The 14,659-nt window shown below is 32.6% G+C and carries 14 protein-coding genes; 3 read left to right on the forward strand and 11 right to left on the reverse strand.

Going from position 1 to position 14,659, the window contains the following annotated elements; all coding sequences use genetic code 11:
• Nucleotides 1–41 precede the first annotated feature (41 nt).
• Nucleotides 42–1,202, forward strand: coding sequence for a glycosyltransferase family 4 protein (locus KFE69_08365; protein UTW41521.1), 1,161 nt, complete (start codon nucleotides 42–44; stop codon nucleotides 1,200–1,202).
• A gap of 5 nt (nucleotides 1,203–1,207) precedes the next feature.
• On the opposite strand, the gene KFE69_08370 is transcribed toward KFE69_08365, so the two are convergent.
• The 5 genes from KFE69_08370 to KFE69_08390 form a co-directional block, all read right to left on the reverse strand.
• Nucleotides 1,208–1,810, reverse strand: coding sequence for a gamma-glutamyl-gamma-aminobutyrate hydrolase family protein (locus KFE69_08370; protein ID UTW41522.1), 603 nt, complete (start codon nucleotides 1,808–1,810; stop codon nucleotides 1,208–1,210).
• 10 nt (nucleotides 1,811–1,820) lie between these two features.
• Nucleotides 1,821–3,257, reverse strand: coding sequence for a chorismate-binding protein (locus KFE69_08375; GenBank protein UTW41523.1), 1,437 nt, complete (start codon nucleotides 3,255–3,257; stop codon nucleotides 1,821–1,823).
• Nucleotides 3,258–3,545: a transcriptional regulator gene (locus KFE69_08380; GenBank protein UTW41524.1), complete on the reverse strand. Its 288-nt coding sequence runs from the start codon at nucleotides 3,543–3,545 to the stop codon at nucleotides 3,258–3,260. It abuts the gene before it with no gap.
• 117 nt (nucleotides 3,546–3,662) lie between these two features.
• Nucleotides 3,663–4,607: a hypothetical protein gene (locus KFE69_08385; protein ID UTW41525.1), complete on the reverse strand. Its 945-nt coding sequence runs from the start codon at nucleotides 4,605–4,607 to the stop codon at nucleotides 3,663–3,665.
• Nucleotides 4,608–4,700: 93 nt separating this feature from the next.
• A complete protein-coding gene (locus tag KFE69_08390; protein UTW41526.1) occupies nucleotides 4,701–6,671 on the reverse strand; it encodes a BCCT family transporter in 1,971 nt (656 codons plus the stop codon).
• Between the two features lie 407 nt (nucleotides 6,672–7,078).
• On the opposite strand from KFE69_08390, the gene KFE69_08395 reads away from it, so the two are divergent.
• Both KFE69_08395 and KFE69_08400 read left to right on the forward strand, forming a co-directional pair.
• On the forward strand, nucleotides 7,079–7,585 hold the full coding sequence (locus tag KFE69_08395) for a hypothetical protein (protein UTW41527.1): 507 nt from the start codon (nucleotides 7,079–7,081) through the stop codon (nucleotides 7,583–7,585).
• A 91-nt stretch (nucleotides 7,586–7,676) separates the two neighbouring features.
• On the forward strand, nucleotides 7,677–8,639 hold the full coding sequence (locus KFE69_08400) for an SDR family oxidoreductase (protein ID UTW41528.1): 963 nt from the start codon (nucleotides 7,677–7,679) through the stop codon (nucleotides 8,637–8,639).
• A gap of 8 nt (nucleotides 8,640–8,647) precedes the next feature.
• On the opposite strand, the gene gnd is transcribed toward KFE69_08400, so the two are convergent.
• The 6 genes from gnd to cysS are packed head-to-tail and all read right to left on the reverse strand — an operon-like array spanning nucleotide 8,648 to nucleotide 14,657.
• Nucleotides 8,648–10,093 (reverse strand): decarboxylating NADP(+)-dependent phosphogluconate dehydrogenase, encoded by a 1,446-nt coding sequence (gnd, locus tag KFE69_08405; protein UTW41529.1) that lies wholly within the window; start codon nucleotides 10,091–10,093, stop codon nucleotides 8,648–8,650.
• Between the two features lie 44 nt (nucleotides 10,094–10,137).
• Nucleotides 10,138–10,461: a PilZ domain-containing protein gene (locus KFE69_08410; GenBank protein ID UTW41530.1), complete on the reverse strand. Its 324-nt coding sequence runs from the start codon at nucleotides 10,459–10,461 to the stop codon at nucleotides 10,138–10,140.
• 2 nt (nucleotides 10,462–10,463) lie between these two features.
• The gene (locus tag KFE69_08415; GenBank protein UTW41531.1) at nucleotides 10,464–11,258 is read right to left on the reverse strand and encodes a VTT domain-containing protein; all 795 of its coding nucleotides are present in this window, start codon (nucleotides 11,256–11,258) and stop codon (nucleotides 10,464–10,466) included.
• On the reverse strand, nucleotides 11,255–12,331 hold the full coding sequence (gene aroC / locus KFE69_08420; GenBank protein ID UTW41532.1) for a chorismate synthase: 1,077 nt from the start codon (nucleotides 12,329–12,331) through the stop codon (nucleotides 11,255–11,257). The genes KFE69_08415 and aroC overlap by 4 nt, the downstream gene beginning before the upstream one ends.
• Nucleotides 12,332–12,338: 7 nt before the next feature.
• Entirely contained in the window at nucleotides 12,339–13,274 is a 936-nt protein-coding gene (gene prmB, locus KFE69_08425; protein UTW41533.1) for a 50S ribosomal protein L3 N(5)-glutamine methyltransferase, read from the reverse strand.
• Nucleotides 13,275–13,277: 3 nt separating this feature from the next.
• Complete coding sequence (gene cysS, locus KFE69_08430) at nucleotides 13,278–14,657, reverse strand: cysteine--tRNA ligase (GenBank protein ID UTW41534.1); 1,380 nt, start codon at nucleotides 14,655–14,657, stop codon at nucleotides 13,278–13,280.
• Nucleotides 14,658–14,659 lie beyond the last annotated feature (2 nt).

The raw sequence follows: 14,659 nt of genomic DNA on the forward strand, positions 1-14,659 counted from the left end.
ACTAGGTTAATCAATTTATTTAAAGTATTTTAAGATAGCATATGGATAAAAAAATTAAAGCGCTTATTTATGTTCCTCACGGATCAGTACCTGATCAAAGAGGATTTGCTCCAGCAATTGTAGCACTGAAACAAACGGAATTATTATCTCGAAAACGTTTCACGCCATCTATACTCTCTGCAGTTGAGAATTTAAAATCATACGATGAGTATAACAACATACCTATTTATCGTTATGAACATAGCAAACTATATAAAAGACTTTTTACTAAAATCACAAAACTAAACCCTTATCCTCTAGAAAAGGTAGCAGCAAAATACCTTAATAAGATTAAGGCAGATTTACTCCATGTTCATCAATTAGATTTTAATGTTAAGCAGTTTCGTAAATATAACCCTAAAATTCCAGTTATTTTACATGCTCACATATCTGGTCGTTCTTACAATGATAAACTAGAAGAAGCCAATTATTATATTGCTGCATCTGACTTTATTAAAGACAATATGATAAGCAAAGGCTTTCCAAAAGATAAAATTTCAGTTATTTCAAATGCTGTTGATACAAATGTTTTTAAACCTCTTACTGAACAAAAAAACAATCAATTTAAGCAAGAAAATAAAATTTCAGACCAGTCATTTGTTATAACTTTTGCAGGCAGGAAGCAAAATATAAAAGGATTTCATACTTTTTTAACTACGTTAGATAAGCTAACAAAGAGTCACCCCCAAGTAATCGGTATTGCTATCGGTGCAGATATTATTGAAAATAATACACATTTAGAAAACTATAATAACTTATCTCAACTAAGAGCAAAGCTTAAGAATAATCATAAATTAATTGATTTATCCCCTTGTCCTCACCAAATATTAAATCAATGGTTTAATATTTCTGATGCAGTTATTTGTCCTTCACTTGCTGAGCCTCAGGGAATGATTATGATTGAAGCAATGTCTTCAGGCTCAATTTTAATTAGTAATCGAATTGGCGGTATTGCCAAGTCAGTAATTAATCAAAAGACTGGCATTTTATTAGATGACTTTGAAAATTCAGATCTATATACACAAGTAATAGAAGATATAATTGCAAATAAGCCTAACTATAGTTTTATGAAGTCTAATGCAAGATCACATATTTTAGAAAACTATACATGGCAAAAATGGGTCAAACAATTAGAATCTATCTATATAAAAGTATTAGTCTAAATAGATTAAGTATAACTTAACTTAGTTGATTTCACTCGTTGAATAAATGCTTCAAATAGCTCTTTACCATAGCTTGTTTGAATACTCTCTGGGTTAAACTGAACACCCTCTATAGGATATACTCGATGCTTTATTCCCATAATTGAATAATCATTATCAACTTGTGCTGTAACCATGAGCTCATCATGTGGAAAAGTATTTTGATCAGCAACAAAAGCATGATAGCGAACGACACTAAATCGCTTAGGTAGATCAGTAAAAACACCTTTATTAAAATGTTTAATAACACTTTTTTCTGCAAATGAAGGATTTTTAGATTTTACAACCTTACCATTAAATGCACATACAATTGCTTGCATCCCAGAACCTATACCAAAAATTGGTATTTGTTGTTTTATTTGCGCTATAATTTTATAATCGTCTGCTTGATTAGATTCTTCACTACTTCCCGCATAAATCATTCCATCATACTTCTGAATCATTTCGGTTTTTTCAATCAAATCAAATGATGATATAATTTCAGATCCTACATTTAACTCATGTAATATATGACTTATAACTTCAGAAAATACATTTTCAGCACTAACGATTAATAGCTTTAATTGCATAGTCCCCACCTTAACTTCCTTTCACTGCTTTTATCATTGGATTTAGGCTATCCTCTAATGTATTGATAACCACATATTCTGTTGTATTTGCCATCACACCAGCAGAAGCACAAGCCATATACATGCTATCTTGATAGATTAATGTTCTAACACAAAGTGCCGTTTGTACTATATTTCTAAAATCAATGTACCCTATACAGCCACTACAGTAAGATTGTTGAGCTATTTTTGATAAATGTGATGCTGCATTGGCTCTTGGTGCTCCAGTTAGCACAACAGGTGGCAACATTGAAAATAACACCTCATATTTATCGTGGCTTTCTGAGCAGTCACCACTAATATCTGAAACCAATCTCAATTGATTTAAATTAGACTCTTTTGTCGCATACTCATTTATTTTTAAACTACCAGCAGTTGATACTTTAGCAACATCATTTCTACATAAATCAACCAACAGTAAATGCTCTTTATTCAAAAGTGCATCATCACTACCATCTTTATAAACACCTAAAGAAACTGGTCGCATTGTGATTGTATCATCTTCTAATCTCATTAATAATTCTGGTGAAGCACCTATAATACGGAATGATTTAAAGCTTGCATAATACATATAAGGGGCAGGTGCTATTTTACATAACCTCTGATAAACATCAAAAGGGGCAACTGGTGTATTCATTGAAACTTGTTGGTTAACAAAAGCTTGAAATAATTCACCATCTGCTATAGAAGATTGAATTGTGTTTACATTTTCTATTAGTTGATGAGACTCATTAAGTATGGCTTCATTTTCAACTTCAGGTAATTTCTCATCATCAATTAAACTATAATTAATTTCTTTTTCATCAAATAATAATGCTTCAATTGACTGACGTGAATAACAAGGTGCTCCCTGTATCTGATTAATAATCAACGAAGTACTTTTACTAACTAAATCACTATAAACAAGCCCTTGATAAATACTTAAATGCAAATTAGGTAAATCAATACATACTTCATCTTTATTTGACACTAGCGCTTGATCAAAAGCTTCATTAATCCCACCATCAATATAACCAAAAAAGCCAAACTGAAACCCACGGTGGCTACCTAAATAATCAATATCAAATAGCGATTCTACTAGTCGTAAAGTTTCCAATAATTGAGCTTTACTTGATAATTTAAATTGATTTTTATCTACCTCAGAAAGCTCACAATTACTTTTGATCTCACCTACCACTGCGTCAGATAAATAGTCATTACCCGTAACTTTGAGCAAGTTATTTTGTAAGATTAAGTTAAGCATCGGATTAAAACCTACCAATACTTTATTTTTATCTGCCTTTGATCCAGATAAAGACTCAAGCAAAAATAGCTCATCTTCTGATAGTACTTGCCGCAATTTCAAATAAGCATTATTTGCGCTAACAAATCGATCTAGTTTTTGTAATTTACTTTTAACTTCAATCATTTATTCTTCCAAATCAAAATCAAACTGTTGCTTTATATTATCTGATGTATGTTTAAGTAAATTAGAGCATCGAGTAATTGTAGTTAAACTAACCTCAAGCTCTTTAGCAATTGTTCTTTGTGTTTTATCACCATAAATAAGGTAATGAGTTAAAATCACACGCTTTGCCATTTGTGCTTTTTCTTCATCCGTTAGTAAAAAATCTAATAATTGGTCTAGCTCTACTATATCATCCTTTGTATTATGAATTAATTGAACGAACTGTTGCCAACCTGATTTAACGTGCATAGACTTATCTCCAAAAACTACATCGTACTTATGTAACGTTACATAACTATAAATTAAAAGTCAAGCTTGATTATCAAGCTTTCTTTCATTTCAACTTACAAGCAAACATTTTAAATATTACTTAATGCCCACGATACCAATTATAGAGTCAAACAAAACCGAACGCTGATAAAATAAGGCATAACCTGAATTAATATGATTTGAATCACTTTTAGAAATTTTTATTTGCTTAGTAACTGGAATCGGATAATTAGTATTTATTAATGTTGCTTGTTTAATTTTACCTTCTAAATAACCATTTTTAGCATTTTCTTGAAGTATTTTAGGTAGTTTAGCTAATGCAAATTGAGTATGAACACCACCAGAGTCAAATAAAGTTCCAAAAGTATTTTTTAATATAATTTGCCCTTTAGCATCAGCAAAAGTATAGGTCACTGGAATCCTACCAGCTTGCCAACAGTTCACTTGATTAATTGGTACAGGTGGTGCAACAATATTAAAACAAAACCCTTTTCTAAGCTTATAAGAATGATAATTTTTTATTAACTCTTTAGATGATTGACCGAATATTAATTTTTTATTCGGTGCATCTAATATAACTATTTCGTTATAAGGTGATGGCAGATAATTTAACAGTGAATTTTGCGTATTAATTTTAAGCCCTAAAATACCTGAGATACCTTTAATACTGCCATTTGGTATCATCACAATAGGCACTTTTTTTGCTATTAACTTAGGCATGCTACTTAATAAAACATCTGCATAAACCAACTTACCAACAACTTTTTTTATTTCCTTATCATAACCATAACCTGTTTTAATGGTTTTATTCGTAGGCTGATAATTTGAAATAAATCGCTCTTCAAGTAACAACCAAGGTGAACCTGTATCAACAATAACTAATGCCTTTGGTGCTGTTTTTCCAACTTTAATACTGGTATATAGCCTTACTTTATTTGCTTTAATTAATGGTAAAATACTGTATTTTTCATGGTTATTTATTAACTTATTAAGGTTTGTTTTATTTTGACTTGATGCATATAAACTAACTGATAAAATCATAAAGAATATTAACAATAATATCCATCTTACTAAATATTTCACTTTTATCATATGCCAAAATTTATTATTTACCTCTTTGAGTATAGTTAATTTTTAATACAAATACTTATCTTCCCAAGTATGCATATGTAGATAATATAAATGCTTTTCATACTGAGTAACAATATCAGCAACTACTTGCGCTTGAGAATAATACATAATGTCATAATGTTGCCCACCATGTTCTAAGAATACCTCTGCTCGATAATAATGTTGATCTATTTCTTTATTTTCTAAAAAGCCAGGTATTAAAAATGGCCTAAGCTTGACACTATACATAAAATTATCACCATCTATCTTAGGTACAGTTAATGTAATTGAATCGACTTCAGGTGTAATTGATGCATCAATTTGATGCTTTTTAAAAATAGTTAAAAATTCTCTTATCGCAGGTAATACAGTTTCATCTAAAAATACTTTTGCTTTTTCATAATTAGGCTTATCTAACAACTCATTCAAGCGTTTTTGCCAACTAACATTAGCATTATCAAACTGAATAACTGTCTTATGTGTTTTAATACTTGAAGTTTTTAAATAATCCTCTCTTAACGCCTTAATTAATGAGAAACACATTAATAAAACAATCACTAGAAATGGAAAAGCACTAACAATAGTTGCAGTTTGTAATGCAACAAGACCACCTGAATATAATAAAGAAATTGCTAATAAGCCTTCTAATAATGACCAACACATTCTTTGAACTACAACTGATTTTTTCGCATTACCTGTCGCAATAATATCAACGACTAATGCACCTGAGTCTGCTGATGTTACAAAAAATATAATCACTAAAAGCATAGCAACTAATGAAATAATTGATGAAAAAGGAAAATATTCAAAAAAAACAAATAAGGCTTTTGGTACATTATTTTCAACTGCATGAACTAAATTTTCTGCAGTACCACTTTGTACTAGATCAATGCTTGAATTACCAAATACAGTCATCCATAAAAATGTAAACCCCGCTGGAATAAACAACACACCAATTAAAAACTCACGTATCGTACGTCCTTTGGAGACTTTTGCAATAAACATACCAACAAAGGGAGACCAAGCAATCCACCACCCCCAATAAAATAAAGTCCAACCACTTAACCAGCCTTGTTTATGTTCATAAGCATATAAATTAAATGTCTTATGAATAATCGTACTTAAATATACACCAACATTTTGTACATAAGCTTGTAATAAATGTGCAGTACTTCCAACAACAAGTATAAAAATCAATAAGACAACTGCAACAATTAGATTAAAATTACTTAATATTTTGATGCCTTTCTGTAATCCTAATACAACAGATACCGTTGCTATTAGTGTAACAGTAGTAATGATAAGCATTTGCATTGTTATATTATCTGGAAACTGAAATAAACTATTTAAGCCTGCATTGACTTGACTGGCGCCAAGCCCTAGTGAAGTTGCAATACCAAAAATTGTCCCAATAATGGCAAAAATATCAATTAAATGCCCCACAAGACCAAAAATTCTCTTTCCAAAAATAGGATATAATGCTGAGCGAGGCAAAAGTGGTAGCTTATGACGGTAGGCAAAATAAGCTAAAGATAACCCAACAACTGCATAAACACCCCAAGCTTCTAAGCCCCAATGAAAGAAGGTAATATTCATGGCTTCTCTAGCTTTATCAACTTGATTATCAAAATTACCTGGAGGTGCTAAATAATGCTTTAATGGTTCTGCCACTGAAAAAAACATCAATCCAATCCCCATGCCTGCAGCAAATAGCATTGCAAACCATGATAGATTATGATGCTCTGGCTGTTCATGATCTGAACCAAGTTTAATATCACCTAAACGGCTAACCATTAAAAATATACAAACACATAGAAAAACTGCCATTCCTACAACATATAACCAACCTAAATTATTTGTAAGCCAGTTTTGTATCGCTGAAAAAATTAATCTTGTCTTATATGGAAAAAGTATTCCAACTAATGTTAATAACACTACTAATATAATGGATGGAAAAAATACAGGTGCATAGATTCCCTTTACTTTACGATTCATACAATCCCTACCCTAATAGCTACTGTTGTGTACTATTTTATCACTTTAATTTTTAAAATTTAATTTGATTATTAAGTATTTATGCTTGTTAATATATTTGTATATTTAGTTTGGGTAATTTATATATACTTTAAACAAGATATTTTCATCTGTTCGATACAATAATATAAACAAACGTCTGATTTTTTAAATATGTATATTTCTGCTCACCTCTATAGTATATTGTCCAAACAGTACAGATTCACAGAAATTTATTCTTAGGAATCTGCTCTTTCCTAGGGGTTGCACTTAATAAAATTTTCACAGCATTCATGATAACAATTTAACATTCTCAATTGCTTTTCTAGTATTAAGCATTTTGATAAAATGTCATGTAAATAATTTTATTATTAAAGATTAATCATACAATGATCAACTACCCTCATATCTCTTATGCATTAAGTACAGCAACACTATATTTATTGCTTTTAATTGTGCCCTTAATTATTGGGTTATTCCATCAACTCATCCTAAAGCCAAAAAATAATTTACTAATTTATACAAACTACTTCATTAGCTTTAATATGACTTTAAGCTCACTTTTTATTGCCTGTGGGTATATTTTTAATGCACACTCTATGGCAAAACTTCAAAATTGGCCTTATTCACCAATGTTCATTGAATATGGTATCTTACACGCTGCTATCTTTATTATCTCTTTAGTTGCATTATGGAAAGGAAATCTTTTTAAAGCTGCAATTATAGGATTTTATAGCATCTATTTATTATTTTTTTCGATTGCTCAAGTCATACAAATTATTCAACAAACAACACAATATCAAGCAAGCCAATTAGTTGAATTAATCTATTCATTAGTGCTTTCTACTGTTTTCATAATTTTTTATAGGTTATTATCTAAAATGACGTCAAAATAACAAGGAATCACTTAGTATGTCGCCAAATAAACTAATCTATACTATCATCATTTTTATAATAAGCTGCTCTTTTGTATATGGAGAAAATATGATGTCTGATCGATTTAATAATAAAGTTGTTTTTATCACTGGTGGTACTTCTGGCATTGGACTTGCCACTGCAGTTGAGTTTGCAAAGCAAGGTGCAGCTCATGTTATTGTCAGTGGTAGAAGCGAAGAAAAATGGCAGCATGCACAGGCTTATATCAAAGAACATTTATCTAAAGAACAAGCTAAACACATCGAGTATATGAGCTGTGATATCAGAGTTGAATCACAGGTACAAGAAACGTTAAAGAAAATTTATGATCAATATGGACGCTTAGATATTGCATTTAATAATGCAGGTGTACAACCTGGCGATGTTACAGCTAAAGGAAATATTGAAGACTTTGACTTTAAGTCAGAAGTTCAGTCAGATGGTTCAATTGCTTATGTTTTACCTACACCGCAACCTGACTCTAAAAATAATCATCACGATACTAACTGGCGAGAAGAAATTCCTACACAGTCAACTGCAGCTTCTCATTACCGTGAAAGCCCAATTGCAACCAATGTGTTAGGCACTTTTTATTGTATGAAATGGGAAATAGCTTATACCTTCTCAAGACAACCTAAAGATCTACCAGTATCAATTATTAATACTTCTAGCCGAGTTGGCACACTACCAACTCCAAGTAGACCTTTATATAGCGCCTCTAAAGCATTTATTAATTCATTAACTCGCTCGCTTTCAAACCAAGCAGCGCAACGTGCTAATGCAGATGATAGAGCAATGGTTCGAGTTAATGCTGTTGCACCAGGACCTGTTGATACACCACTTGAACGTGCAGCATTTCCAGGCAAAAGCTTTGACACAGCTAAAGCAGGTGTACCTATGCAACGCATTGCTGAACCAGAAGATATTGCAGAAGCTGTTTTATTCTTAGCCGATAATAATATGTCAAATTATATTACTGGTGCCATTCTACCCGTTGATGGCGGGCATGTAGCAGCGCCTGTGATTAAGCCTTAAGATCAATCCTATACACTATAAGAACTTGAACTAATATTTAAGTGGCTACCAATCCAATCAGTATGGAAAAACTCACCTCTTTGTTTATCTGTACGCTCATAAGTATGCGCGCCAAAATAATCACGTTGTGCTTGTAGTAAATTTGCTGGCAAACGCCCTGTAGTAAAGCCATCAAAAAAGCTAATTGCTGAAGTCATTGCAGGTGTTGCAATACCTGACTGAATTGCTGCTGCTGCAACTTGACGAATATGCTTTAATTCTTTTGTTAAAATTACTTTAAAGTAATCATCAAATAATAAATTTTCAAGCTGCGGGTCCTTATCATATGCTTTTTTAATATGCTCTAAAAAGACACTTCTAATAATACAACCCTCACGCCACATTAAAGCAATACCACCATAATTAAGTTTCCAATTATAATGTGCTGCAGCCTCTGTCATTAGCATATAACCTTGTGCATAGGATATCACTTTAGCAAATAATAATGCACCACGAATCGCATCAAGTTCTATGCTACTTTGACTAATTGCTTGTTTATCAGTATAAAGCTTTTCAGCTTTAACTCTTGTTTCTTTTAAAGCTGATAGGCAACGAGCAAAAACACTCTCACCAATTAAAGTTAAAGGCACACCTAAATCCAGTGCATTTATACCTGTCCATTTCCCAGTACCTTTCTGGCCTGCTGTATCTAAAACCTGATCAACTACATAGTGACCATTTTCATCTTTAAATGAAAATATATTGGCTGTAATTTCTATTAAGTAACTATCTAACTCAGTTTGATTCCAAGAATTAAACGTATCACTTAATGCTTGATTATCGATTTGATTTAAATTTTTCATCAAGTGATAAGTTTCACAAATAAGCTGCATATCACCATACTCAATACCATTATGCACCATTTTAACAAAGTGACCTGAACCACCATCACCAACCCATTGACAACAAGGTTCACCATCTTTAGTTTTTGCTGCAATAGCCTGAAAAATTGGTTTTATAATTGGCCATGCTTTCTCATTACCACCTGGCATTAATGAAGGACCAAAACGCGCACCTTCTTCACCTCCTGAAACACCTGAACCAACAAAATAAATATCTTTCTCAGCTAATGATTTGCAGCGTCGTTCAGTATCTGGAAAGTTTGAATTCCCGCCATCAATAATGACATCGCCACTATCTAAAAATGGTACAATCTGTTCAATAAAATGATCAACTACATCACCTGCTTTTACCATTAACATAACAATGCGTGGTGACTGTAATTTAGAGATCATATCTTCAATAGAATAAGCACCGACAATATTAGTATCTTTAGCAGCTCCATTTAAAAAATCATCAACTTTTGATGTTGTACGATTATATGCAGCTACTTTAAATCCATGATCATTCATATTCAAAATAAGATTCTGTCCCATAACAGCTAATCCAACAACTGCAATATCTGCCTGACTCATACTAAGTATTCTCCTAACAATTATATAATTTAATGATATTATTTTTATAGTGTACTTGTTGACTGACTATCAGATACATCGCTTGTATAGGTTTCAAGTACTTTTTTTACTTTCATACCTTGTATGCCTTCAAATTTAACACCAACCCCTTCTTCAGTGGCCGATGCTTCGAAAGAAAGCCAAATAATCGAACCACGAAAGCTAAATGATTTACCTAATTCAGCTATATTTAACGTCACTTGAACCTGATCACCTAACTGATAATTTGAAGCATCAGTAGCAACAAAAATCCCACTTTCTTTTATAAAAGGCATCAATGCTTTATAAGCTGATATTTTATCATGAAAATTTATCGTATTAAGCGTCATAATCAGCTCCTTTTTGCCTCACTATCATGATCAACTGGATGCTTAATCAATTCATCAGCTAATTGAACATTTTTTTGTGATAATTGATCTGTTTCATTTTGCTTTTTTTCAAGCTCTGCTTGCATTATTTTTTGCGCTTGTGCATTTGCTTTATCTAACTCTATTTGTAATTGTTTTTTACGTTTACGATGTTTTCTATACCACATAATAAGAAAGTAAACCAAAAAAATAAATAAAATCAAAATAATGGCAGATAATAACCAATGTTCTCTAATTAAAGGTCCTAAATTTAACTTTTGTATAAGAATAATTAATCCTTGTCCAAAATAGTAGCCGCCAATAATAAAAAAACATGACCAAAGTATTGCGCCAATGGTATCAAAGAACATAAATTTTAAATTGGATATTTTACTAATACCTAAAGCAAATGGAATAATGGTTCTAACACCATACATAAAACGAAAAGCAATAATTAACCCAGCATCATATTTTTCTAATAAGCGTGTTACTTTTTCAATTTTACTTTGTGTTTTTGGGAATCGCTCAACAATTTGACGGCCAAAAAAGCGCCCTGAATAAAAGAAAAATGCATCATGGATCACACAGCCTACAATTGCTAAAAGAATCAAGCCAGGCAGGTGCAGCATATCATGAGCTGCTGCAATTCCACCAATAATTAAAAATGTTTCACCTTCTATGATTGCACCAAAAGCCATTAACCAATAACCCCAAGTTTGGATTAATGCTTCCCACTCAGCAGACATTGGCGCCGCTTGTACTACCACATCTGGTGTCATTTGTTTACCTCTCGATCAAAGTTTTGAGCTCTATGCCTAAGTAAATGATCCATTAACACAATAGCAACTTGAGCTTCTACAATTGGAACTGCACGAATTCCAACACAAGGATCATGACGCCCTTTAACTTGAATTTCAACTTCTTCATTATTAATATTAACTGTTTTTCCAGATTTTAAAATGCTTGATGTTGGCTTAAAAGCCACATGCGCAATAATTGGTTGGCCTGTAGTAATTCCGCCTAAGATGCCACCTGCATGATTAGATAAAAAGCCTTGTGCATTCATTTCATCTCGATGTTGGCTGCCTCTTTGTTCAACTGAATCAAAACCATCACCAATACTAACCGCTTTTGCAGCATTAATATTCATCAATGCATAAGCAATTTCAGCATCCATTCGATCAAATACAGGTTCACCTAATCCCACTGGGACATTAGATGCTTCAACCATCACTTGAGCACCAACAGAATCACCTTCTTTTCTGATTTGATTAATAAAATCTTCTAGTTGTGAAATTTGATGTTGATTGGGGCAGAAAAATACATTTTCTGCTGTATCCGCCCATGCATTAAAATCAGTTTTAATATGACCAATTTTTGAAATGCATGCACGAATTTCAATCTTATAAGCTTCTTTTAAATATTTTTTAGCAATCGCACCTGCTGCAACTCTTAATGCAGTCTCTCGAGCAGATGAACGTCCCCCACCACGGTGATCACGAATACCATATTTATGCCAATAGGTAAAATCTGCATGTCCCGGACGAAACTTATCTTTAATATCACTATAGTCTTTAGATTTTTGATCTGTATTTTCTATTAATAAACCAATCGGCGCTCCTGTGGTTTTACCTTCAAAAACACCAGATAGTATTTTGACTTCATCAGGCTCTCGTCTTTGTGTCGTATAACGGTTAGTACCTGGCTTTCTACGATCAAGTTCAAGTTGAATATCTTCTTCGGATATCACTAAGCCTGGTGGCATGCCATCAATAATTGCACCTAAAGCTTTTCCATGACTTTCACCAAATGTTGTTACGGTAAATAGTTTACCAATTGTATTACCAGCCATTGATTAGTTAACCTTTTAAAAACGTTTCATGATATTTTACCAGTTCATCTGCTGTTAATAAAAAAACACCATCGCCACCATCTTCAAACGTAATCCAAGTAAATGGCACTGATGGAAATTGTTCAGCTAAAGCATATTGTGAATTACCTACTTCAACAACCAGTATACCATTTTCATTTAAATGATGGACTGCTTGACGTAGAATTCGTTTAACAATGTCCAATCCATCTTGCCCTGCTTCTAGTCCTAGTTGTGGCTCTTTATGATATTCTAGTGGCATATCATTTAAATCTTTTCTATCAACATATGGTGGGTTAGAGACAATCAAATCAAAACGCTCACCCCCTAAGTTTGCAAATAAGTCTGACTGGACCACATCAACTTGATTATCAAGTTGATGAAGCTTAATATTCCTTTTAGCCACTTCTAAAGCATCTGTTGAAATATCTGATAGCACAACTTCAGCATTAGTGAAAACATCAGCTGAAGCAATACCAATACAACCACTACCAGTACATAGATCTAAAACTCGATGAACATTATTCGCATCAAGCCATGGTTGAAAATCATTTCGAATTAATTCACCTATTGGCGATCGAGGAATTAAAACACGCTGATCAACGTAAAACTCCTTATTGGCAAAATAAGCTTTATTAGTAATATAAGGCAAAGGTACACGATCAATTACCCGTCGATAAATCCACTCAATAACACGTTCACGCTCAATGGTTGTTAAACGAGAATCTAAAATTCTTTGATCAATATCTAATGGTAAATATAAAGCTTGTAGAACTAAATGTACTGCTTCATCCCACACACTATCACAACCATGGCCATAATAAAGTTCAGACTCTTCAAAACGACTCGTAGCCCAACGCAAATAATCACGAACTGTAATTAATTGATCAATTAAATGCTCTTTTTCATGTAAGTGTTCAGACATTGGTTATTTTTTCCTCCAAATTGTACCTTCACTTGTATCTTCTAAAGTAATATCCATCTTGGTTAATTTATCTCGTATTCTATCTGCTTCTGTCCAATTTCTTTCTTCTCTTGCAGTATTACGTTTAACGATTAGTGCTTCAATTTCACTTGCTAAATCATGATCTAAGTGAAAAAAGATTTCAGGGTCTTTCTGTAAAATGCCTAATACACTACCTAATTTTACCAACAGTGAACCTAAAGTTTGCGCTTTATCATAGTCTTTATCTGCTTTTAGGCGATTAATTTCCTTAGCCAAGATAAATAGCTGAGACAAAGCTTCAGGCGTATTAAAGTCATCATCCATTGCAGAAATAAATGCTTCTTCAAATACTGTATTTTTTTCAGCTTTATTAATATCAATTAATAAACCACGAATTGCAGTATAAAGGCGTGTTAATGCAGCATGCGCATTTTCTAAACTTTCTTTTGAATAATTAATCACACTACGATAGTGGCCTGACAGCAAAAAATAACGTGCTACTTCAGCATCAAATTCAGCCAATACTTCACGAATCGTAAAAAAGTTATTCAATGACTTTGACATTTTTTCTTCATTAATATTAACCATGCCAGAATGCATCCAGTAATGCGCAAAGGTACAACCATTATGTGCTTCTGATTGAGCAATTTCATTCTCATGGTGAGGAAATTTCAGATCATTACCACCAGCATGAATATCAAAGGTATCACCTAAACATTTTTTTGTCATTGCTGAGCATTCTATATGCCAACCAGGACGCCCCATTGACCATGGTGACTCCCAAGCTGGTTCATTTGGTTTTGCTGATTTCCATAGTGCAAAATCTAAAGCATCTTCTTTTTGTTCATCCACTTCAAAGCGAACACCCTCACGTAAATGTTCAATAGATTGTTTACTTAGTTTTCCATAGTCTTTAAATTGCCCAACACGAAAATAGACATCACCTTTATCAGTGCTATATGCAAAACCTTGGTCTACTAAACCTGCAATCATTTGAACAATTTCTTCAACTGTTTCAGTTGCTCTAGGTTCAAAGTCAGGTCTTAATAAATTTAAACTATCAAAATCTTCATGCATTCGTTTAATATAGTGATCTACTAAGTTATCACAGGAACAGTCCTGATCATTTGCACGATTAATAATTTTATCATCAATATCTGTAATATTTCTGACATATGTTACTTCATAGCCTCTATAGCGAAGATAACGAATCACCACATCAAATGCTGTATAGGTTCGGCCATGACCAATATGACAATCATCATAAACAGTACTACCACAAACATATAATTTTACTTTGTTAGGCTCAATTGTTTTTAATGGTAGTTTTTGCTGAGTTAATGAATCATATATCTGTATCATCT

The organism is bacterium SCSIO 12844 (genome assembly GCA_024397935.1).
Taxonomy (GTDB): domain Bacteria; phylum Pseudomonadota; class Gammaproteobacteria; order Francisellales; family Francisellaceae; genus M0027.

What these genes read in the sequence shown, in the direction of transcription:
- KFE69_08380 (UTW41524.1), bottom strand. Translation starts at nt 3,545, where the DNA reads ATGCACGTTAAATCAGGTTGGCAACAGTTCGTTCAATTAATTCATAAT.
- prmB (UTW41533.1), bottom strand. Translation starts at nt 13,274, where the DNA reads ATGTCTGAACACTTACATGAAAAAGAGCATTTAATTGATCAATTAATT.
- KFE69_08370 (UTW41522.1), bottom strand. Translation starts at nt 1,810, where the DNA reads ATGCAATTAAAGCTATTAATCGTTAGTGCTGAAAATGTATTTTCTGAA.
- KFE69_08385 (UTW41525.1), bottom strand. Translation starts at nt 4,607, where the DNA reads ATGATTTTATCAGTTAGTTTATATGCATCAAGTCAAAATAAAACAAAC.
- KFE69_08395 (UTW41527.1), top strand. Translation starts at nt 7,079, where the DNA reads ATGATCAACTACCCTCATATCTCTTATGCATTAAGTACAGCAACACTA.
- KFE69_08410 (UTW41530.1), bottom strand. Translation starts at nt 10,461, where the DNA reads ATGACGCTTAATACGATAAATTTTCATGATAAAATATCAGCTTATAAA.
- aroC (UTW41532.1), bottom strand. Translation starts at nt 12,331, where the DNA reads ATGGCTGGTAATACAATTGGTAAACTATTTACCGTAACAACATTTGGT.
- gnd (UTW41529.1), bottom strand. Translation starts at nt 10,093, where the DNA reads ATGAGTCAGGCAGATATTGCAGTTGTTGGATTAGCTGTTATGGGACAG.
- cysS (UTW41534.1), bottom strand. Translation starts at nt 14,657, where the DNA reads ATGATACAGATATATGATTCATTAACTCAGCAAAAACTACCATTAAAA.
- KFE69_08415 (UTW41531.1), bottom strand. Translation starts at nt 11,258, where the DNA reads ATGACACCAGATGTGGTAGTACAAGCGGCGCCAATGTCTGCTGAGTGG.
- KFE69_08390 (UTW41526.1), bottom strand. Translation starts at nt 6,671, where the DNA reads ATGAATCGTAAAGTAAAGGGAATCTATGCACCTGTATTTTTTCCATCC.
- KFE69_08375 (UTW41523.1), bottom strand. Translation starts at nt 3,257, where the DNA reads ATGATTGAAGTTAAAAGTAAATTACAAAAACTAGATCGATTTGTTAGC.
- KFE69_08365 (UTW41521.1), top strand. Translation starts at nt 42, where the DNA reads ATGGATAAAAAAATTAAAGCGCTTATTTATGTTCCTCACGGATCAGTA.
- KFE69_08400 (UTW41528.1), top strand. Translation starts at nt 7,677, where the DNA reads ATGTCTGATCGATTTAATAATAAAGTTGTTTTTATCACTGGTGGTACT.